The 20,789-nt window shown below is 59.8% G+C and carries 24 protein-coding genes; 13 read left to right on the top strand and 11 right to left on the bottom strand.

From position 1 onward, the window contains the following. Positions 1–332 precede the first annotated feature (332 nt). Entirely contained in the window at positions 333–686 is a 354-nt protein-coding gene (uraH, locus tag CD175_RS17250) for a hydroxyisourate hydrolase (RefSeq protein ID WP_007974925.1), read from the top strand. Between the two features lie 179 nt (positions 687–865). Here uraH and CD175_RS17245 read toward each other — a convergent pair whose 3' ends face one another. The 3 genes from CD175_RS17245 to CD175_RS17235 form a co-directional block, all read right to left on the bottom strand. Continuing rightward, positions 866–1,492: a LysE family translocator gene (locus CD175_RS17245; protein ID WP_053157031.1), complete on the bottom strand. Its 627-nt coding sequence runs from the start codon at positions 1,490–1,492 to the stop codon at positions 866–868. 72 nt (positions 1,493–1,564) lie between these two features. After that, on the bottom strand, positions 1,565–2,914 hold the full coding sequence (locus CD175_RS17240; protein WP_104449813.1) for an NCS2 family permease: 1,350 nt from the start codon (positions 2,912–2,914) through the stop codon (positions 1,565–1,567). Between the two features lie 357 nt (positions 2,915–3,271). After that, on the bottom strand, positions 3,272–3,718 hold the full coding sequence (locus CD175_RS17235) for a MarR family winged helix-turn-helix transcriptional regulator (protein ID WP_104449812.1): 447 nt from the start codon (positions 3,716–3,718) through the stop codon (positions 3,272–3,274). Positions 3,719–3,800: 82 nt separating this feature from the next. Between CD175_RS17235 and CD175_RS17230 the strand changes: the two genes are divergently transcribed. After that, the gene (locus CD175_RS17230; RefSeq protein ID WP_104449811.1) at positions 3,801–4,967 is read left to right on the top strand and encodes an aminotransferase-like domain-containing protein; all 1,167 of its coding nucleotides are present in this window, start codon (positions 3,801–3,803) and stop codon (positions 4,965–4,967) included. A gap of 166 nt (positions 4,968–5,133) precedes the next feature. On the opposite strand, the gene CD175_RS17225 is transcribed toward CD175_RS17230, so the two are convergent. The 5 genes from CD175_RS17225 to CD175_RS17205 form a co-directional block, all read right to left on the bottom strand. Then, positions 5,134–5,505 carry a glutathione S-transferase N-terminal domain-containing protein gene (locus CD175_RS17225; RefSeq protein WP_104449810.1) on the bottom strand — a complete coding sequence of 124 codons (372 nt, stop codon included), beginning with the start codon at positions 5,503–5,505 and terminating at the stop codon, positions 5,134–5,136. Positions 5,506–5,609: 104 nt separating this feature from the next. Then, a complete protein-coding gene (gene folE, locus CD175_RS17220) occupies positions 5,610–6,155 on the bottom strand; it encodes a GTP cyclohydrolase I FolE (protein ID WP_003204506.1) in 546 nt (181 codons plus the stop codon). Between the two features lie 77 nt (positions 6,156–6,232). After that, positions 6,233–6,790, bottom strand: coding sequence for a Smr/MutS family protein (locus tag CD175_RS17215; protein ID WP_104449809.1), 558 nt, complete (start codon positions 6,788–6,790; stop codon positions 6,233–6,235). Positions 6,791–6,868: 78 nt separating this feature from the next. Continuing rightward, on the bottom strand, positions 6,869–7,189 hold the full coding sequence (locus CD175_RS17210; protein ID WP_007974911.1) for a hypothetical protein: 321 nt from the start codon (positions 7,187–7,189) through the stop codon (positions 6,869–6,871). A gap of 131 nt (positions 7,190–7,320) precedes the next feature. Further along, on the bottom strand, positions 7,321–7,911 hold the full coding sequence (locus CD175_RS17205) for a cysteine hydrolase family protein (protein WP_007974909.1): 591 nt from the start codon (positions 7,909–7,911) through the stop codon (positions 7,321–7,323). 239 nt (positions 7,912–8,150) lie between these two features. Between CD175_RS17205 and prmB the strand changes: the two genes are divergently transcribed. After that, a complete protein-coding gene (gene prmB, locus CD175_RS17200) occupies positions 8,151–9,059 on the top strand; it encodes a 50S ribosomal protein L3 N(5)-glutamine methyltransferase (RefSeq protein ID WP_007974906.1) in 909 nt (302 codons plus the stop codon). Between the two features lie 83 nt (positions 9,060–9,142). Here the strand turns inward: prmB and CD175_RS17195 are convergent, their stop codons facing one another. Together CD175_RS17195 and CD175_RS17190 are read right to left on the bottom strand one after the other, a co-directional pair. After that, positions 9,143–9,934 carry a hypothetical protein gene (locus tag CD175_RS17195; protein WP_104449808.1) on the bottom strand — a complete coding sequence of 264 codons (792 nt, stop codon included), beginning with the start codon at positions 9,932–9,934 and terminating at the stop codon, positions 9,143–9,145. 152 nt (positions 9,935–10,086) lie between these two features. Continuing rightward, a complete protein-coding gene (locus CD175_RS17190) occupies positions 10,087–11,085 on the bottom strand; it encodes an alpha/beta hydrolase (protein WP_104449807.1) in 999 nt (332 codons plus the stop codon). A gap of 83 nt (positions 11,086–11,168) precedes the next feature. Between CD175_RS17190 and aroC the strand changes: the two genes are divergently transcribed. The 5 genes from aroC to mtnC are packed head-to-tail and all read left to right on the top strand — an operon-like array spanning position 11,169 to position 15,318. Further along, positions 11,169–12,260 carry a chorismate synthase gene (gene aroC, locus CD175_RS17185; RefSeq protein ID WP_085716874.1) on the top strand — a complete coding sequence of 364 codons (1,092 nt, stop codon included), beginning with the start codon at positions 11,169–11,171 and terminating at the stop codon, positions 12,258–12,260. 29 nt (positions 12,261–12,289) lie between these two features. After that, positions 12,290–13,441 (top strand): MFS transporter, encoded by a 1,152-nt coding sequence (locus CD175_RS17180; protein WP_104449806.1) that lies wholly within the window; start codon positions 12,290–12,292, stop codon positions 13,439–13,441. Then, positions 13,438–14,064 (top strand): methylthioribulose 1-phosphate dehydratase, encoded by a 627-nt coding sequence (locus CD175_RS17175; RefSeq protein ID WP_095964025.1) that lies wholly within the window; start codon positions 13,438–13,440, stop codon positions 14,062–14,064. The genes CD175_RS17180 and CD175_RS17175 overlap by 4 nt, the downstream gene beginning before the upstream one ends. A 20-nt stretch (positions 14,065–14,084) precedes the next feature. Continuing rightward, on the top strand, positions 14,085–14,630 hold the full coding sequence (locus CD175_RS17170; protein ID WP_104449805.1) for a 1,2-dihydroxy-3-keto-5-methylthiopentene dioxygenase: 546 nt from the start codon (positions 14,085–14,087) through the stop codon (positions 14,628–14,630). A 4-nt stretch (positions 14,631–14,634) separates the two neighbouring features. Then, on the top strand, positions 14,635–15,318 hold the full coding sequence (gene mtnC / locus CD175_RS17165; protein WP_104449804.1) for an acireductone synthase: 684 nt from the start codon (positions 14,635–14,637) through the stop codon (positions 15,316–15,318). A gap of 119 nt (positions 15,319–15,437) precedes the next feature. Here the strand turns inward: mtnC and CD175_RS17160 are convergent, their stop codons facing one another. Further along, the gene (locus CD175_RS17160) at positions 15,438–15,716 is read right to left on the bottom strand and encodes a DUF3509 domain-containing protein (RefSeq protein WP_104449970.1); all 279 of its coding nucleotides are present in this window, start codon (positions 15,714–15,716) and stop codon (positions 15,438–15,440) included. Between the two features lie 355 nt (positions 15,717–16,071). Here CD175_RS17160 and CD175_RS17155 point away from each other — a divergent pair, with 355 nt between their 5' ends. From CD175_RS17155 to speE, 5 genes are all read left to right on the top strand, one after another. Then, on the top strand, positions 16,072–17,910 hold the full coding sequence (locus CD175_RS17155; protein ID WP_104449803.1) for a long-chain-acyl-CoA synthetase: 1,839 nt from the start codon (positions 16,072–16,074) through the stop codon (positions 17,908–17,910). A 97-nt stretch (positions 17,911–18,007) separates the two neighbouring features. Next, positions 18,008–18,526, top strand: a complete 519-nt coding sequence (locus CD175_RS17150) for an ankyrin repeat domain-containing protein (protein WP_104449802.1) — start codon at positions 18,008–18,010, stop codon at positions 18,524–18,526. A 155-nt stretch (positions 18,527–18,681) separates the two neighbouring features. Further along, positions 18,682–19,212 carry a hypothetical protein gene (locus CD175_RS17145; protein WP_104449801.1) on the top strand — a complete coding sequence of 177 codons (531 nt, stop codon included), beginning with the start codon at positions 18,682–18,684 and terminating at the stop codon, positions 19,210–19,212. An 83-nt stretch (positions 19,213–19,295) separates the two neighbouring features. After that, entirely contained in the window at positions 19,296–19,487 is a 192-nt protein-coding gene (locus CD175_RS17140) for a PLD nuclease N-terminal domain-containing protein (protein WP_104449800.1), read from the top strand. A 253-nt stretch (positions 19,488–19,740) separates the two neighbouring features. After that, positions 19,741–20,616: a polyamine aminopropyltransferase gene (gene speE, locus CD175_RS17135; RefSeq protein WP_104449799.1), complete on the top strand. Its 876-nt coding sequence runs from the start codon at positions 19,741–19,743 to the stop codon at positions 20,614–20,616. Positions 20,617–20,789: the final 173 nt, after the last annotated feature.

Raw genomic sequence — 20,789 nt, 5'->3', positions numbered from 1 at the left:
ACTTTATATTCACTTTGTAAGCCTGAATTTTCGCATTTTTAACCGACTGTCATCTTTTACTGCTATTGGCGTGAGCCTGCAAGAAATCTGCCTGACTGGTCAGTAATTTGATGAAGGGTACATAGGGTGTGCAGTTCGGCGGGAAATCGGCGGTGCAAGTGGCGGGTATAACGCGAAAAATGTCGTTTTTATTGTGTACAATTTTTTTGAAAAGTGTCTTAATCAGTCGCTCGCCGCAACTTTTCGTGCTCCGAATCGGTGCGGTCTCCTTTTCAACTGACTTCGGGAGGCGCGAAGTCTGACTGCTCCACGCAGGCAGGCGCGCAGAATCAATGGGACGTTTGACTACACACGTTTTGGACGCAGCACACGGTTGCCCGGGCAGCTCGATCAAGGTCGAGTTGTACCGCGTTGAAGGATCGCACCTGGAATTGGTCGCCAGCGCGATAACCAACAGCGATGGCCGTGTCGATGCACCGCTGCTGCAAGGCGATGACTACCGCACCGGGGTCTATCAGGTTCAGTTTCATGCCGGCGATTACTACCGCGCCCGCGGCGTCAAGCTGCCGGAGCCGGCCTTCCTGGATGTCGTGGTGCTGCGTTTCGGCATCTCTGCCGAGCAGGATCACTACCACGTGCCGTTGTTGATTTCGCCTTACAGCTACTCCACCTATCGCGGCAGCTGATCCCCCAAGCAGCTGCTGCACCCTGGAAGCGACTGCGCATATAGCTTCTTTGGTTTTTCGCCCGCTCACACTGCGGGCTTTTTTTCGTCTGTGAACAAATCAAAAGATCGCAGCCTTCGGTAGCTCCTACGCGGGATATGTAGGAGCTGCCGAAGGCTGCGATCTTTTGCTCTTGCTGTTTAGCGGCTCAGCAGGGACGCTGCCCCCGCTCCGCTGAACAACCCCGCACTGATCCGGTTAAACCAGCTCTGGCCCTTGCCGCTGCGCAGATACCGCGCCGCACCATGGGCGCCGAGGCCATAAGCCAACTTGCAGGCCAGATCCAGCAGTGTCCAGGTGACAATCATCACCAGCAGCTGCGGCAGGAACGGCTGTTCGGCACTCAAGAACTGCGGCAGGAAAGCGGCAAAGAACAGGATGTCCTTCGGGTTGCTGGCGCCCAGCATGAACGCACGCCCGAACAGTGCACGAAAGCGTGGCACCGGCGCGGCCTGTGGCACTTCAGCGCCATGGGAAGGCAGGCGCGATTGCTGCCAGCTCTGCCAGGCGAGGTAGAACAGGTAAAGGGCGCCAAGAATCTTCAGGGCGCTGAACAGCTGTTCCGACGCCAGCAACAACGCACCCAGGCCTAGCGCCGACGCACTCAGCAGGCAGATCGATGCGGACACGCCGCCGAGAAAGGCCGGGTAAGAGCGGCGCAGGCCGTAATTCAGACTGTTGCTGATCATCAGCAAAGACAGCGGCCCCGGGATCAGGATCACTATCAGCGCAGCGCCGCTGAACAGCAGCCAGGTTTCCAGACTCATCACTTTCCTCCATTTGCACAAAAGCCTCACCCGACGGGGTGAGGCTGTTTTGAAGCGGGTCCCGCGTAAGGCTTACAGGAAGATGAACTTGGCGATGAAGATCGCGCAGAGCACCCACAGACTGACGGAGATTTCCTTGTACTTGCCGGTACCGGCCTTCAACGCCACGTAGGTGATGAAGCCCAGCGCGATGCCATCAGCGACCGAGAAGGTCAGAGGCATCATGATTGCGGTGACGATCGCCGGGATGCTGTCGGTCGCTTCATCCCATTCGATGTGGGCCATGCCGCCCATCATCAGCATTGCCACATAAATCAGTGCGCCAGCGGTGGCATAGGCGGGAATCATGCCGGCCAGTGGTGCGAAAAACATTGCCGCTATAAATAGCACACCCACGGTGACTGCGGTAAGACCAGTCCGACCACCCGCAGCGACACCGGCAGCACTTTCCACGTAGCTGGTGACCGGCGGAACACCGACTACCGCACCGAATACGCTGGAAGCACTGTCGGCTTTCATGGCGCGGGAGAGGTTTTCGATGCGGCCGTCAGCGCCCACCAGGTTGGCGCGCTGGGCAACCCCCATCAAGGTGCCGGCGGTGTCGAACATGTGTACGAAGAGGAACGCCAGCACCACGCTGATCATGCTGACGTTGAACACGCCGGCGACGTTCATGGCCATGAAGGTAGGGGCAAGGCTCGGTGGAGCCGACATGATGCCCTCGTAGTGCACCAGGCCCAGGCCCCAGCCAGCGAGGGTCACGGTGATGATGCTGATGAGGATCGCGCCGAACACCTTGTGATAGCTGAGGATGGCGATCATCAGGAAGCACACGGCGGCGAGCAGCGGGCCGGGTTCGCGCAGGGAACCGAGCTTGATCAGCGTGGCCGGGCTATCGACGACGATACCCGCGGTTTTCAGGCCGATCAGCCCCAGGAACAGACCCACGCCGGCGCCCATGGCGAAGCGCAGGCTGACCGGGATGCTGTTGAGCAGCCATTCGCGGATTCGCGAGAAGGTCAGGATCATGAACAACACACCGGACACGAACACCGCGCCGAGGGCGGTTTCCCAGTTGTAGCCCATGGTGCCGACCACGGTGTAGGTGAAGAAGGCGTTGAGCCCCATGCCTGGCGCCAGGCCGACTGGCCAGTTGGCGTACAGGCCCATCAACAGGCAACCGAGTGCCGCGGCGATACAGGTGGCGACGAAAGCCGCGCCGTGATCGATCCCGGCGTCAGCCATGATGTTGGGGTTGACGAAAATGATGTAGGCCATCGTGATGAAGGTTGTCAGACCGGCAATCAGCTCGGTCTTCACCGTGGTGCCGTGCAAGCTGAGTTTGAACAGACGTTCCAGCAAGCCATTGCGTAGTGGCGGCGAGAGATCCAGCGTCGATGCTTCGGATTTGCGGCTTTCCACAGCGGGTACTCCTCAAGAGTTTTATTGTTATTTCCAGGGCCGGACCCATGAGGGTGGCAGCGACCCTTTGAGGCACTTGCGAATTTGTTGACCGCCTGGTCAGGAACTCGCACGAAGTGGATTATGCTTTTGTATACAAAGAAAGCAAATAATGTTTTTGATTTTGTCGACGAAAAGTTTGGCTTTAGGGATATATCGCCTGTTCCGGCCCCTTCGTCGGAACGCCGCCCGGGGCAAGCCCGCTCCCACAGGAAACCCGGTCAGCCACAAGATTTGTGGACGCCATCAATCACTGTGGGAGCGGGCTTGCCCGCGAAGAGGCCGGAACATTCACTACAAATCCAGCAGATTGAATACTCAGTCTGCCGACAACCGGGTTTGCCCCAGCGCCAGATTCACCGCCAACCACCCATTCACCGCCGTCTCCCCAGCCTCGGCAAACACCCGCTCCAGCAATTTCACCTGCTCACGCCTCAATGCCTGCTCAAACCGCACACCTTCAGCAGTCAACTCCAGCAGACGCTTACGCTTGTCCGTCTCGGCCGCGACGCTCTCGACCAGATGCATCTCCAGCAATTGCCGCAATGGCATGTTCAGCGCTTGCTTGCTCACGCCAAGCAAGGCCAGCAACTCCTTGACGCTCAGGTTCGGATAGCGGGCGATGAAAAACACGATGCGTTGATGCACCCGGCTCAGGCCGCGGCGTTCGAGCATTTCATCGGCCTTGGCGGTGAAAGCCTGGTAGCCGAAGAAAAACGCTTCCATGGCTTGCTGTTGGGAAAGCGGGTTTTTAAGGTCAAGCATGTTGACGTATCCGTTCGAAGAAGCGTAATTTCGGTCAATAAGTTTGACTCATTTTCCTCATGCCTCGCTACCGGTGATCCCCATGCCTTTTTCCGAACGTGTCTCACGCCTTAAAAGTTCTTTGATCCGTGAAATCCTTGCCGCGGCCCAGCGCCCGCAGGTGATGTCGTTTGCCGGAGGTCTGCCAGCGGAAGCCATGTTGCCGAAGGTCGATTGGGCCGAGATGCCGCTTTCCATGGGCCAGTACGGCATGAGCGAGGGCGAACCGGCGCTGCGTGAGGCGCTGGCCGCTGAGGCGCGAGCGCTGGGTGTGCCATGTGAGGCAAGCCAGGTATTGGTGGTCAGTGGCTCACAGCAAACCCTGGATCTGGCCGCCAAGCTCTACATCGACAAGGGCACCGAAATCCTGCTCGAAGCGCCGACTTATCTGGCGGCATTGCAGATTTTCCAGCTGTTCGGCGCCGATTGCCTGACCGTACCGCTGGAAGCTGACGGGCCGAACCTGGCAGAGCTGCGCGCTCGCCTGGAGCAACACCGCCCGGCCTTCATCTACCTGATTCCGACCTTCCAGAATCCTTCGGCGGTGCGTTACAGCGAAGCCAAACGCGACGCGGTGGCAGCGCTGCTTGACGAGTTCGGCGTCACCCTGATCGAAGACGAGCCTTATCGCGAGCTGACCTTCGACGGCGGCAGCGCCACACCGATTGCCGGTCGTTTGAAAAAAGCCAGCTGGATCTACACCGGGACCGTGTCGAAAACCCTGTTGCCAGGTTTGCGCGTTGGCTATCTGATCGCCAGCCCGGACCTGTTTCCCCATCTGTTGAAACTCAAGCAGTCGGCGGACCTGCACACCAATCGGGTTGGCCAGTGGCAGGCACTGCAATGGATCGGAACCGAGAAGTATCAACAGCATCGCAGTGAGCTACGGGATTTTTACCGGGTGCGCCGGGATGCGTTCCAGCTGGCACTGCAAACCCACTTCTCTGATCTGGCGGACTGGAACGAACCGCAGGGTGGGCTGTTTTTCTGGTTGAAACTCAAGCAGCCGCTGGACACTCGAACTTTGCTCAATGCGGCATTGGCCAACGATGTGGCGTTCATGCCGGGCGAGCCGTTCTTCCCCGATCCGGACAAGCATCACGGGTATTTGCGGTTGAACTTCAGCCACATTGACCCAGCGCGGCTGGAGGAGGGGCTCAAGCGGCTGGCGGCGGTGGTGCGACAGGCGCAGGCGGCGCAAGCGGCCTGAAAACAAATAAACCGGCGCAAGGGCCGGTTTATTTTTGTCTGAGTCATGTGTCGTTTTAGCGGGCCTCATCGCTGGCAAGCCAGCTCCCACAGGATTTGTGAACGCCACGGATCACTGTAGGAGCTGGCTTGCCAGCGATGGGGCCATCAGCAACACCCCATCAACATCAGGCTGCCGCGAAACGCTTGTCCAGATAATCAATGATCACCTTGGACTCATACATCCAGGTGGTCTGGCCATTTTCTTCGATACGCAGGCACGGCACCTTGATCTTGCCGCCTTGCTCGAGCAAGGTCTGGCGATCCTGTTCGTTGTTCTTCGCGTCGCGAAGGGCCACCGGCACGTTCAGGCGGCGCAGGGTGCGGCGAGTCTTCACGCAGAACGGGCAGGCGTGGAATTGATACAGGGTCAGCCCCTTGGCGGCGGATTCAACCTGGGCCTGGGCGGCGGCAGGGCGCTGTTTTTTGCTTGGGCGAGTCAGGAAGTCGATGAAGATGATCAGTTGGCCAAGGCCGACACGAAGCGCTTTTACGAACACGTTGAAAGCCTCACGGTGCTAACGAAGAAGGGCGCGCAGCTTACCTGATTTTTCGCGGACGAAAAAAAACCGGCGATGAATGCCGGTTTTCTTCGTGCCGCGAATTACTTGATGAGGCTGAGGAACTCGCTGCGGGTGGCGGCGTTCTCGCGGAATTCACCGAGCATCACCGAAGTGATCATCGACGAATTCTGCTTTTCCACGCCGCGCATCATCATGCACATGTGCTTGGCCTCGATCACCACTGCGACGCCCAGGGCGCCGGTGACTTGCTGGACCGCATCGGCGATCTGGCGGCTGAGGTTTTCCTGGATCTGCAGGCGACGGGCGTACATGTCGACGATCCGCGCCACCTTCGACAGGCCCAGGACCTTGCCGCTCGGGATGTAGGCAACGTGCGCCTTGCCGATGAACGGCAGCAGGTGGTGTTCGCACAACGAGTACAACTCGATGTCCTTGACCAGCACCATTTCGCTGTTGTCGGAGCTGAACAGGGCACCGTTGGTGACCTCTTCCAGTGTCTGTTCATAGCCGCGGCAGAGGTACTGCATGGCTTTGGCGGCACGTTTTGGCGTGTCGAGCAGGCCTTCGCGGGAAACGTCCTCGCCGAGCTGGCCGAGGATCGCCGTGTAATTCTGTTCCAGGGACATGAAACTACCTGTGGGATTTTACGCAAAGGGCAAGGGTACGGTGACGGACACGACGCTGCAAGCGTGGCGCATCAGCTTTACTCGTCGCGGCCTTCCATCATGGTGCGTTTGAGCATCACATAGACCGCCCCGGCACCGCCGTGTTTCGCCTGGCACGAGGTGAAGCCGAGCACTTGCGGATGCTGGCGCAGCCAGGTGTTGACGTGGCTTTTGATCATCGGCCGCTTGCCGTCCAGGCGTACTGCCTTGCCATGGGTGACGCGCACGCAGCGGATTTCGAATTTGGTCGCTTCGGCGAGGAACGCCCAGAGGGTTTCCCGGGCCTTTTCCACGCTCATGCCGTGCAGGTCGAGGCTGCCTTCGAATGGAATCTGACCGATCTTGAGCTTGCGCATCTGGCTTTCCTGCACGCCGTCACGCGCCCACATCAGCTCGTCTTCAGGGCCGACGTCGATGACAAACTGATCGGACAAGCCGTCAACGGTGGTGGATTCGGTGCGCACGGTGGCCGCTTGACGCAGTTTGGCAATCTGCGCACGGTCAGCCTTGGGTTTGCCGGTTTCGGCGCGATCGTGCTTGATCGGCTTGACGCCTTGGATCGCGCTTTTGAACAGGGATAAATCGTCGTCTTGCATGTCAGCCTCCGCGAAGGGCGGCCAGTTTACCCAACTCGAAGCGAATCGGGCGCGACAAAAACGCGCGCAGCACTTGGCTCAGTCGTGTTTTTTCATCAGGTGCGGAGACATGGCCAGTTCCCGCGACTGCCGCGAGCGACGGCGGCAACGGCGCCACAGCCAGACACCGAGGTACAGCACGAACAGGCCGATGGCCAGGATCACGGCAGCACCGGTGCGGCTGGTGTTCAACTCACCCAGGGCGGGTGCGTGGCCGAGCAGGCCGGCGGCACCGGCCATGGCGAGCAACACGCCGCACATCGCCAGCAATGCCGCGAACGTCGCGCCGATTCGAAAACGCCAGTTGCGTTGGCCTTTGGGCCGCAAGCGGCGAGCGTCAAAACCATCGGATAACTTCATTCCGACCTTCCTCAATGGGTATCGGCCCTTCGACCGGGAGTTGACCGGGATGTTCCTGAGGCTAAGACAATTACGGCAAATGAGAGGTTTTTGCGGATGAGCGGCGTTCCAGGCCGCTCATTGAGCGTCGATCAGATCAGTTCACAGGTCAGCGCGAGGGTGGCGAAGTTGTCGCCCATGATCGCCATTTCGGTCTGATGAACGTGCGCGGCGCTCAGGACACCGCCCTTGTAGGGCAGGTCGCGTGTGGCGCAGGCGTCTTCAATAAGCGTGCAGCGGAAACCCAGGTTCTTCGCGGCGCGCACAGTGGTGCTGACGCTCGAGTGACTCATGAAGCCGCAGACGATCAGGTCGAGGGCGCCGAGGTCCTCCAGGCGTTTGGCCAGTTCGGTACCGTGGAACGCGCTCGGCAGCAATTTGCCGATGATCGTTTCGTCGCTCTGTGGCTCAAGACCCGGAATGAATTCACCACCGACGCCTTGCGGGTTGAACATTCCACCGAGCGTGCCGAGGTGGCGGACATGCACGATCGGCCGGCCGGCGGCACGGGCCGCGGCGAGTAACTGCTTGATGTTCGCGACGGCCTCATCCATGCCGCTGAGGGCCAGCGGCCCGCTCAAATACTCTTTCTGGGCATCGATGATGATAAGGGTCGCATGACTCAGTTTGGCTGCCGGATAACCGCGGCCGCTGAGTTGAAACATCGTTTTTGGAACGGACATTCTGGGGCTCCTTGGAGTGGGGCTTTTGCGCCATTGTCCTCTGGCTGAGCGGTTATGTGAATCGCTACGATCGTAGGTGCCGTGGTTGCTGGCCTCTAGCCTTGTCAATAGTCACGTTTTGTTCAATAGCCTGGCGAAAAAACGGATAACTCCTACATTTGAGTCGGTCGTTTTCCCGCGTCGTCGTGGCGCCGTTTGACTGGTAGAATCGCCCGTCGATTTTTCTGGAGTTTGCCGTCGTGATCACTTCCCGCCTTCGCACCCTGCGTGACCATATCCGTTGGGCCGTCAGCCGCTTTCATGGGGAGGATCTGTTTTTCGGCCATGGCACCGACAACGCCTGGGACGAAGCCCGTCAACTGGTGCTGGGCGCGCTGCACCTGCCGTGGGAAATCGCCGACAGCTACCTCGACTGCAATCTGGAAGAAGACGAAGTGGTCCACTTGCAGCTGCTGCTCAAGCGCCGCATCGAAGAACGCGTGCCAACGGCTTACCTGCTGGGCGAGGCCTGGTTCTGCGGCATGTCGTTCATCGTCGATGAGCGCGTGCTGATTCCGCGTTCGCCGATTGGCGAGTTGATCGAAAACCGTTTTACCCCGTGGCTGGCCAACGAGCCGGCGCGGATTCTCGACCTGTGCACCGGGTCCGGCTGCATCGGCATCGCCTGCGCCTACGAGTTCCAGCATGCCGAAGTGGTGTTGGCCGACCTGTCGTTCGAAGCGCTGGAAGTGGCCAACCAGAACATCGAGCGCCACGGTGTCGATGAGCGCGTGTACACGGTGCAGGGCGACGGTTTCGAGGGCTTGCCTGGCCAGCGTTTCGACCTGATCGTGTCGAACCCGCCCTACGTCGATGCGGAAGATTTTGCCGACATGCCGGACGAATACCAGCACGAACCGGAACTGGGCCTGGCGTGCGGCGATGACGGTTTGAACCTGGTGCGACGCATGCTCGCCGAAGCGGCGGATCATCTGACCGAGAAAGGTTTGCTGATTGTCGAAGTGGGCAACAGCCAGGTGCACGTCGAGGCGTTGTACCCGGAAGTCGACTTCGCCTGGCTGGAGTTCGAGCGCGGTGGTCATGGTGTGTTCATGCTGAGCGCGCAGCAGTGCCGGGAGCATCAGGCGTTGTTCGCTTCCCGCGTTTAGAAAGCAAAAGATCGCAGCCTGCGGCAGCTCCTACAGGGATACGCATTCCAGGTAGGAGCTGCCGCAGGCTGCGATCTTTTGATTCAGCGGTGCGTGGCAATCCAGATCAGCAACCCCGCCTGAAACACCGCAAACGCCACCAGGCACGTAATGGTGAAACGCAGCCCGGCGTCTTCGCGTTTGTATTTGCTGACCTTCTCTTCGTGTTTCTTGAGTTTGACTTCCTGCTCGGCCAGGTTCTGCTCGGCTTGCTGGAGCATCTGTGCCGCCTCGAGGATTTCCACGACCTGCAGCTTTTCGCTGTTCCAGTCCCCCGCAAGGTCGCCGACCTTGACTGCTTTGACGCTGCCTTTCAAATGCTGGGCATCGGCATACACCACGTCGAAACCGTGCACGCGCAAAAAATGATCGCGACGCTGGCGGGTGTCTTCGTTGAGCGCTTCCTTGTTGTTCAGGTCAAAGCCGTCGACGGTGTAGGTGGGCCAGCGCTGCTTCGCCCAGTTGATGCCCTGGGCGATCATGAATCGGCCGATGCCGCGGTTCAGCGGTTCGACCTGCAAACCGCTTTCCGGTCCGAAATGCACGCGCTTTTCCGCGTGATCGACCCACACATCCAGATGATTCTGTTCCTTGCGCACGCGCTGGGCGGGCAGGGTGATGCTCATGCGCATCAGGCTGTGCGCCTTGTCGTTGCGCTCGGCATAGCCGAACTCGACAAAACGCAATGGGCGCCCGCCTGTATTGCGGTCAGTCTGCAGCGGCGCCAGACGGAGCATCTTGTGGTGCTCGACGTGGACGTCCGCCCAGGGCAGCTCGACCGCTGGCGGTGCTTCTGTTTCAGCGGGGGTGTCGGGTGAAGTCTGGGTGTCAGTCATAACGGCGAGATCCTGTCCAAGCTCAGCTTGTCGCCAACCAATGTGTTGGCGACAAAGGCTTATCGGCCGTTTTTTTCAAGACTGGAGGGCTGGGGGCGTTATCAACTATTTTTCACACCATGAAAACGGGTTGATAACGCCCCCAGCAGCGCTTAACTGGTGCGAAGTCCGTCGATAAACCCGAGGATTCGCGTGCTCAGTTCCGCCGCCAGAGGCAATTGCGGGTCTTTATAGGATGCCAGCTGGCGTTTGACGTCGTTGGGTACGATGCGCATGACGTGGTTCATGCCCTCGATCAGGGCCAGTTCGGCGTCCGGTTTGGCGGCCTTGAGCAGCCTGGCGTCATTGACGCCGACCTGGATGTCGTTGCTGCCCTGGATGATCAGCGCTGGCATCTTCAACTGGCCAAACGCAGCAGCCGGGTCCTGGCGGAACAGGGAAATCAGGTACGGCTGCACGCTCGGACGGAAAATGGCCTGCAAGGGTGGCGGCACATTGTCGTCGGGCTTCCCGGCCTTGAGGCTGTCGAGCAGCTGATTACTGCGCAGCAACAACGGCGGTGGCAGGCGATTGCCCAGTTGCTGGCGGATCACCTGATCGACCGGCCTCGCGCTACCCGAGACGGAAATCACCGCATCGGCGTCGATGGTTGGCGCGGCCAGGCTGGCGATCAAGGCGCCTTCGCTGTGTCCGAGCACGATCAGTTTGCCGAAGCGCGGATCAGTCTTGAGTTTCTGGCCCCAGGCCTCGGCGTCGGAAACGTAGGCGTCGACCGTCAGATTGCGCTCGTCCGGCGTCGCGGCCAGGCTTGCTGCAACACCGCGCTTGTCGTAACGCACGCTGGCGATGTTGTGTTTGGCCAGCACCCAGGCCAGGCGTTTGAGACTGTCGTTACGCCCGCCGTCAGGGTTGTTGCCGTCGCGATCCGTAGGGCCGGAGCCGGAAATGATCAGGACAACGGGGACCGGGTTGTCGGACTTGGGCAGCAGCAAAGAGCCGAAAAGCTCGCCGGTGCCGGTGTCCAACGTGATCGGCCGTTGCAGGACAGTCGCCTGGGCGAAGCCGGAAATCAGGGTAAGGCTCAAGGCTAGAACTCGCAGCATCATCACGCCATCATCAAGAAGATGCCGGTTGGACTCACAGGCACCCATAAGGTTCGAGGATGAACTACTTGGGTAGCCTGCGTATACTGGCGCGCATTACGTATTCAGGTTCATTTCACGGAGCGTCCTGCATGTCCGGCAATACCTACGGCAAGCTGTTCACTGTCACCACCGCGGGCGAAAGCCATGGCCCGGCGTTGGTCGCCATTGTCGATGGCTGCCCGCCGGGCCTGGAGATATCCCTGGAGGATCTGCAGCGTGACCTGGACCGCCGCAAGCCCGGCACCAGCCGCCACACCACCCAGCGCCAGGAAGCCGACGAAGTCGAAATCCTCTCTGGCGTGTTCGAAGGTCGCACCACCGGTTGCGCCATCGGCCTGTTGATCCGCAACACGGACCAGAAGTCCAAGGACTACTCGGCGATCAAGGACCTGTTCCGCCCGGCCCACGCCGACTACACCTACCACCACAAGTACGGTGAGCGCGACTACCGCGGTGGCGGTCGCAGCTCGGCCCGTGAAACCGCAATGCGCGTTGCGGCCGGTGCGATTGCGAAAAAATACCTGGCCAGCCAGGGCATCGTGATTCGCGGCTACATGAGCCAGCTCGGGCCGATTGAAATCCCGTTCAAGACCTGGGAATCGGTCGAGCAGAACGCCTTCTTCAGCCCGGATCCGGACAAAGTGCCGGAACTGGAAGCCTACATGGACCAGTTGCGCCGCGACCAGGATTCGGTCGGCGCGAAAATCACCGTGGTGGCCGAAGGTGTGATGCCAGGTCTGGGCGAGCCGATCTTCGACCGTCTCGATGCCGAACTGGCCCATGCGCTGATGAGCATCAACGCGGTCAAAGGCGTGGAAATCGGCGCCGGTTTCGCCAGCGTCGCCCAGCGCGGCACCGAGCATCGCGATGAAATGACCCCGCAAGGTTTCCTCAGCAACAATGCCGGCGGCATTCTCGGCGGCATTTCCTCCGGCCAGCCTATCGTTGCGCACCTGGCGCTGAAGCCGACGTCGAGCATCACCACGCCGGGCCGTTCCATCGACATCCATGGCAACCCGGTGGAAGTGATCACCAAGGGCCGTCACGACCCGTGCGTGGGTATCCGTGCCACGCCGATCGCCGAGGCGATGATGGCCATCGTGCTGATGGATCATCTGCTGCGTCACCGTGGGCAGAACGCCGATGTGCGTGTGAGCACGCCGGTGCTGGGTCAGCTGTAAATGGCTGACCTCCTGGTCGCAGCCGTCTGATGGCGACTGCGGCGCTCCCGTACTGGCGGCTCTCCAGTTTCTATCTGTTCTATTTCGCCTTGCTCGGTTCGACAGCGCCGTTTCTGGCGCTGTATTTCGATCACCTGGGATTCAGCGCCGCGCGCATCGGCGAGCTGGTGGCGATCCCGATGCTGATGCGCTGCGTGGCGCCGAACATCTGGGGCTGGCTGGGCGACTTCACGGGGCGGCGGCTGGCCATCGTGCGTTTTGGCGCGGTGTGCACGCTGCTGACCTTCTCGCTGATTTTCGTCAGCAAGACCTACGCCTGGCTGGCGATGGTCATGGCCTTGCATGCGTTCTTCTGGCACGCGGTGTTGCCGCAGTTCGAAGTCATCACCCTGGCGCACCTGCAGGGGCAGACCTCGCGCTACAGCCAGATTCGCCTGTGGGGATCGATCGGTTTCATCATCACCGTGGTCGCGCTGGGCAGGCTGTTCGAATGGCTGAGCCTCGACATCTACCCCGCGGCGCTGGTGCTGATCCTGGCCGGCATCGTGCTCAGCAGCCTGTGGGTGCCCAATGCCCAACCGACACCGGGCAACCGGGTGGCGGGGGACGGATTTCTCAAGCAACTGCGCAGCCCCGGTGTATTGGCGTTTTACGTCTGCGTGGCGCTGATGCAGATGAGCCATGGGCCTTACTACACGTTTCTGACCCTGCACCTCGAGCGGCTGGGTTACAGCCGCGGTGTGATCGGCATGCTCTGGGCGGTCGGCGTAGTCGCCGAAGTGCTGATGTTTCTGGCCATGAGCCGGATACTCGCGCGCGTCTCGCTGCGCCGGGTGCTGATGGCCAGCTTTCTGCTGGCGGCGTTGCGCTGGCTGTTGCTGGGTTCGCTGGCGGAGTTTCTTTGGGTGCTGTTGTTTGCCCAGGTGTTGCACGCGGCGACATTCGGCAGCTTTCACGCCGCTGCCATTCAATTCGTGCAACGTAGCTTCGGTGCGCGCCAGCAAGGTCAGGGGCAGGCACTGTACGCCGCCCTGGCCGGCACGGGTGGCGCAATGGGCGCGTTGTACGCCGGTTACAGCTGGAACGCCCTTGGCGCCGCATTGACCTTTAGTATTGCCAGCCTCGCAGCGCTCGCAGCTGCCGTTATCATTGCCACATGTATGCAAGAGGACAGGCCATGAGCCTTACCCGTGAACACCTCGCCCAGGAAATCATCGACGCCGGGCGTTTTCTCTATGGCCGCGGTTGGTCGCCGGCCACCAGCAGCAATTACTCGACCCGTCTGTCGCCGACCGAAGCCTTGCTGACCGTCTCCGGCAAGCACAAGGGCCAGTTGGGCATGGACGATGTGCTGGCCACCGACCTGTCAGGCAATAGCCTGGAGCCGGGCAAGAAGCCGTCCGCCGAAACTCTGCTGCACACTCAGCTCTACAGCTGGCGGCCCGAGATCGGCGCGGTGCTGCACACCCATTCGGTGAATGCCACCGTGCTGTCACGCCTGACGCCGCAAGACTTCATCGAATTCGAAGACTACGAACTGCAAAAAGCCTTCAGCGGTGTGACGACCCACGAGTCCCGGGTGCGCGTGCCGATTTTCGACAATGACCAGGACATTGCGCGCCTGGCCGCCAAAGTGCAGCCTTGGCTGGACGCCCATCCCGATTGCGTCGGTTACCTGATCCGCGGCCATGGCCTGTACACCTGGGGCGCGCGCATGAGCGATGCCCTGCGGCAGATCGAGGCCTTTGAATTTTTGTTCGAGTGCGAGTTGAAGATGCGCTCGCTCTTGAACGTTAAAGCATGAACCGTTAAGGAGTTGCCCTGATGAGCAGCCTGTCCGTTTATCACGTCTCCAGCCCTGAAATCCCCAACAAGGTGCTGACCCATTTCGAAGACATCGCCTCGACCCTGGCTGAACAAGGCGTGCGCTTCGACCGTTGGCAAGCCGCCACCAGGCTTCAGCCGGGCGCCACTCAGGAAGAAGTGATTGCCGCCTATCAAGCGCAAATCGACCAGCTGATGACCGAGCGCGGTTACATCACTGTCGATGTGATCAGCCTCAACAGCGATCACCCGCAAAAAGCCGAACTGCGCGCCAAGTTCCTCAACGAACACCGCCATGGCGAAGACGAAGTGCGATTTTTCGTCGCCGGCCGTGGCCTGTTTACCCTGCACATCGACGATTACGTCTACGCCGTGCTGTGCGAGAAGAACGATCTGATCTCGGTGCCGGCCGGTACCAAACACTGGTTCGACATGGGCGAGCACCCGCATTTCATTGCGATCCGCCTGTTCAACAACCCGGAAGGCTGGGTGGCCAATTTCACCGGTGAAGACATCGCCAGCCAATTCCCGCGTCTGGAGGACTGAGTCGATGCCGATCAAAGCGATTCTCACCGACATCGAAGGCACCACCAGCGCGGTGAGTTTTGTCTTCGACGTGCTGTTTCCCTATGCCGCCAAGCACCTGCCGGCGTTTGTTCGAGAGCAGGCCGGGCGCGCTGACGTGGCCGAACAACTGGCCGCCGTACGCCGCGAGAGCAATGAGCCGGACGCCGACGTTGAACGGGTCGTCGAGATCCTGTTGGGCTGGATTGCCGAAGACCGCAAGGCCACGCCGTTGAAAGCGTTGCAGGGCATGGTCTGGGAGCAGGGCTATCAGGCCGGGCAGTTGCAGGGCCACGTGTACCCGGACGCCGTTGAAGCGCTCAAGCGCTGGCATCAGGATGGCTTTCAACTGTTTGTTTACTCGTCCGGTTCGATCCAGGCCCAGCGGTTGATCTTTGGCTGCTCGGTGGCGGGGGACCTGACGCCGCTGTTCAGCGGCTACTTCGATACCACTTCGGGCCCCAAGCGCGAGGCGCAGTCCTACGTCAACATCACCCAGGCGATCCACATCAAGGCGGGGCAGATTCTGTTTCTGTCTGACATCGTCGAGGAGTTGGATGCGGCGCGTACAGCGGGGATGGCCACTTGCGGCCTGGCTCGCGAGGGCGGGGAACTGGCGGCGCATATCACTGTGGACAGCTTTGCGCGGATCGATCCCGCTATTTTCTAAACGCCACAACCCCCTTTGGGAGCGAGCCTGCTCGCGATGGCGATCTGTCATTCAACATTGATGTTGGCTGACACTCCGTCTTCGCGAGCAGGCTCGCTCCCACAGGTTTTTTTACCCTTTTACAGCGAGTGATAAGTCGGCAAGGCAAACCGTTGCTGGCTTTGCAGCAAGGAAATCTGCGGCAACTCACTGGCTTGTTCGGCGAGGTCGCGGCGAATCGCACTGATGACCCACGTCAGTTGGTCGCCATTGTGCAATTGCTGGTAGGAAATCGAGCGTTTGAACACTTTGCCTTCGCCGCCGCTCAGTGTCAGCAGGATCCCGCCATCAGGACGGGCCTGGGTGGTGACTGTGTAGTTGGAGAACAGGGACGTAAATTTTTCCTGAATCAGGCTCATGTCGTTCAGCTCCGTGATGACTTGAATGGCGTGGAGAGACCGTTGCAGCCTTTGTGCCAGTGTTTTTACTTGGCAAATATCAATAAAAATCAATGACTTACTTTTTTTGATGTTTTTTGCATTCGTGCAATCTGCATGAATGGCCATCGTGCATCCTGCATTTTGCGAGGTCGCTCGGCGATTCGATGGAACCATTGCTCAAGGCAGGGTTCACGCCGGGCAACCTATCGATCGCCGATCAAGATCGCAGATACAAAACATTTCAAAAACCGCGTGTACAGCTCAAGAACCGTTGACGTATTTTCGGCCTCAGACATCGCCGCCCGACAATAAAAATACAGCGAACGGGAGCATCATGAGCCGCACGTCGAACGACACGATTACCTGGGGCATGATGCTCCGCAAGCTGCCTTCCATCGCCAAGGCCATCCCCCGGGTGGTCAAGGGCATGAAGGTCGCCAACGTCAAGGACCCGACCCAGGCGTGTGGTTTGGGCTGGAGTTTCGAGCAAGCCACATTGCGCAACCCGGATGGCCCGGCGCTGCTGCAGGACGACGTCACGCTCAGTTACTCCGAGGTCAACCAGTGGGCCAACCGCATCGCCCATCACCTGATCGGCCAAGGTATCGGCAAGGGTGACGTGGTGGCGGTCTTCATCGAGAACCGCCCGGAACTGCTGGTGACGATTCTGGCGATGGCCAAGGTCGGCGCGATCAGTGCCTTGCTCAATACCTCGCAGACCCGCGACACCCTGGTGCACAGTGTGAATCTGGTGGCGCCGGTGGCGATCATTGTCGGTGAGGAACTGGTCCCGGCTTACCAGGCAATACGGGATCGGGTGTCGATCCAGCCTGCGCGAACCTGGTTCGTCGCCGATCAGGACACCTCTCGCCAACCGGGTATCGCGCCTGAAGGGTTCATCAACCTGATGACCGTAAGCCTCGACGACGCCTGCGACAACCCGGCCAGCAGCCGGCAGATTTTCTTCGACGATCCCTGCTTTTATATCTACACCTCGGGCACCACGGGGCTGCCCAAGGCCGGAGTGTTCAAGCATGGCCGCTGGATGCGCAGCTCCGCGAGCTTCGGCATGATCGCGCTGGACATGCGCCCGGAGGATGTCGTCTATTGCACCTTGCCGCTGTACCACGCCACCGGCCTTTGCGTGTGCTGGGGCTCGGCCGTCAGTGGTGCCAGCGGGTTCGCCATCCGCCGCAAATTCAGCGCCAGTCAATTCTGGAGCGACGTACGCAAATACCAGGCAACCACCATCGGTTATGTCGGCGAACTGTGCCGCTACCTGGTCGATCAACCACCGAGCGCTAACGACAGCCGGCACGATGTGAAGAAGATGATCGGCAACGGCCTGCGCCCCGGCGCCTGGAACGAGTTCAAGACCCGCTTTGCGGTGAATCACATTTGCGAACTCTATGCCGCCAGCGACGGCAATATCGGGTTCACCAACATTCTCAATTTCGACAACACCATCGGGTTTTCCCTGATGTCCTGGGAACTGGTCGCCTATGACCACGACAGCGGCGCGCCGATTCGTGAAGCCAATGGCTTGATGCGCAAGGTCGCCAAGGGCGAACAAGGGCTGTTGCTGGCAAAAATCGACGACAAGGCTCCGCTGGACGGCTACACCGACCCGCAGAAAACCGCCAAGGTCGTGCTTGAGGATGTGTTCGAAAAGGGTGACCGCTACTTCAACACCGGCGACCTGTTGCGCAACATCGGCTTTGGTCATGCGCAGTTTGTCGACCGCCTGGGCGACACCTACCGCTGGAAGGGTGAAAACGTGTCGACCACGGAGGTCGAGAACATCCTCCTGCAACACCCGCATATTTCCGAAGCCGTGGCCTACGGCGTGGAAATCCGCAACACCAATGGCCGGGCCGGGATGGCGGCGATCACGCCCGCCGAATCCCTGGCCACCCTGGACTTCAGCGAACTGCTGGCCTTTGCCCGCGAGCAAATGCCGGCCTATGCGGTGCCGTTGTTCCTGCGGGTGAAAGTGAAAATGGAGACCACCGGGACGTTCAAGTATCAGAAGACCCGGCTCAAGGACGAAGCCTTCGACCCGGGTAGGACCGGTGATGACCCGATCTATGCCTGGCTGCCGGGAACCCAGACTTACGTGCAGGTCACGGAGCAATTGTTGTCTGACATTCACGGCGGCAAGTACCGCTATTGAATCTGGCTATGGCCGCCCATGAGAAAAAACAAGTGACAGTGCCGGGACCGCTCGGGAAACTGTCGGCTTTTACGAATGACAGAAAAGGGAGTGCCCAATGTCAGACAAAAGCCGCCAGATGACCCCCGAAGAAGCCGCCGAATTTGCCGAGCAGGTATTCAACAAGGCACGGGAGGGCGATGCGGCGATGATGGCCGCGCTGCTGACCAAGGGTTTGCCGCCGAACCTGCGTAACCACAAGGGCGATACCTTGCTGATGCTGGCCGCGTACCACGGTCATGTGGACACGGTAAAAGTCCTGCTGGAGCACAAGGCCGACCCGGAGATCCGCAACGACAACGGCCAGAGCCCGATTGCCGGCGCCGCCTTCAAGGGCGACCTGGCGGTGATCAAGGCTTTGGTCGAGGGCGGCGCGCAGGTTGAAGGCTCGTCCTTCGATGGCCGCACGGCGCTGATGATGGCGGCGATGTTCAACCGCGTCGAAGTGGTCGATTACCTGATCAGCAAGGGTGCCGACCCGAATGCCAAGGACGCCAATGGCATCACTGCACTGGAGGCTGCCAGGACCATGGGGGCTGCCGATACGGTTGCGCAGTTGCAGAAACTGGTTGGCTGATTGTTTGAAAAGATCGCAGCCTTCGGCAGCTCCTACATTTGAACCGCGTGGACCTGTAGGAGCTGCCGAAGGCTGCGATCTTTTTTGGACAATCGAAACTATCCTTGCGGTATCCTTCGCGCCCTCAAAATCCCCCTCGCTACAGGATCCTCCCCATGAAAGCCGCACTCGTCGAACTCATCAACAAAATCAGCTCCGGGTGCATGGGCGAAGACGAAATCCTCAAGGTCGCCGAGGAAGCGGCCCAGGCCTACGCCGATCCGCAGGTTTTTCTGAGCGCCAATCCGGACATCAACTACGACGAAACCTTCCCGATCCCGTTGGGTGAATGGGTGGTGGTCGGCAGCCTGCCGGAAACGGTGCTGTTCCAGGCTGACACCTACATGGACCTGTTCGCGCAGATCGTCGCCTCGTTCGGCCCGGGCGTGGAGTTCAATCTCAAGCCCAAGCAACTGGCCAAGACCGAAGCCTTGACCGCGCTCAACCGCATCCAAGTGCAAATGAGCAGCCTGAACAAGGAAAACGGCGGCTACACGCTGATGAACTTCAGCCAGTTGCTCGATGACGAATTGCAGGTGGTGCTGGTGTACGGCAATGACGTTCCCAGCGTGCTGGAATTGTGCGCAGAAGCCGGCATCGCAGCCGCGCCCTCCCTGGAAGCCCTGAAGGTGGCGATCCACGTCTGATAGCCAAATACTGTCAAATCAAAGGGAACCCTCGCGACGACCGTCTATCCTAAGAGGGCAAATCACTCTTCAGGAGCGTCACCATGGGTTCCACGTTCAACAGCCTGGTTGCCTTGATCATTTTTGCCCTGGACATCTGGGCCATCATCAACGTATTCAAAAGCAGCGCCGAGACCGGGATGAAAGTCCTCTGGGTACTGTTGATCGCACTGTTGCCGGTGTTGGGGCTGATCATCTGGGCCATCGCTGGGCCGCGGGGCAATGTACGGGCCTGAACAAGCGACACTGTACCTGTGGGAGCGAGCCTGCTCGCGAAGAACGATGACGCGGAGCAACTGAACACCGCATCGTCCGCTTCGCGAGCAGGCTCGCTCCCACAATGTTCTGTGGGTACTTCGATGACGAAGGTTCGACCTGTCATGTTCCGCGACGTAGAATGCGCGCCTTTCCCGGTCATTCGAGACGAACGAATGGCCATCATGGGCGGGTAACCGTCCGTTGCCACCCGCATTCATCGGAGCACTTCCCATGAGCAACATCCCGACCAGCGACTACCTGGAAACCCTCTACGAAGGCTACGGCCAGCGTTTTCGCATGGAAAAACTGCTGCACGAAGTGCGCACCGAACACCAGCACCTGGTGATCTTCGAGAACCCGCGCATGGGCCGCGTGATGGCGCTGGACGGCGTGATCCAGACCACCGAAGCCGACGAATTCATCTATCACGAAATGTTGACCCACGTGCCGATCCTCGCCCATGGCACCGCCAAGCGCGTGCTGATCATCGGCGGCGGCGACGGCGGCATGTTGCGTGAAGTGGCCAAGCACCGCAGTGTCGAGCACATCACCATGGTCGAGATCGACGGCACCGTGGTCGACATGTGCAAGGAGTTCCTGCCGAATCACTCCAAGGGTGCATTCGATGATCCACGCCTGAACCTGGTGATCGACGACGGCATGCGTTTCGTCGCCACCACCACTGAAAAGTTCGACGTGATCATTTCCGACTCCACTGACCCGATCGGGCCGGGCGAAGTGCTGTTCTCGGAAAACTTTTACCAGGCTTGCCACCGCTGCCTGAATGAAGGCGGCATCCTGGTGACCCAGAACGGCACGCCGTTCATGCAGATCGAAGAAGTGAAGACCACCGCCGGTCGCCTGCGCAGCCTGTTCCCGGACTGGCACTTCTACCAGGCCGCTGTGCCGACCTACATCGGCGGCTCGATGACCTTCGCCTGGGGCGCGACCGATACCGCTTATCGCAAGTTGTCCCGCGAAACCCTGCAACAGCGTTTCACGGGCAGCGGCATCGTCACCCGCTACTACAATTCTGAAATCCACATCGGCGCTTTCGCCCTGCCGCAATACGTGTTGCAGGCAGTGAACAAGCCAAGCAACGACTAAAGCGCTGCCCTGTAGGAGCTGCCGCAGGCTGCGATCTTTTGACCTGGCTTTTTAAAGATCAAGATCAAGAGATCGCAGCCTGCGGCAGCTCCTACGCAAGCCGCTGTAATCCGTTTGAACGATCACTCGTTGTCAAAGTCCAGATATGTGTAAGCCCATCCATGGGTTTTATC

The organism is Pseudomonas laurylsulfatiphila (assembly GCF_002934665.1).
GTDB lineage: Bacteria > Pseudomonadota > Gammaproteobacteria > Pseudomonadales > Pseudomonadaceae > Aquipseudomonas > Aquipseudomonas laurylsulfatiphila.
Note: the sequence above shows the minus strand (reverse complement) of the source record. Positions and strands in the feature narration are given on the sequence as shown.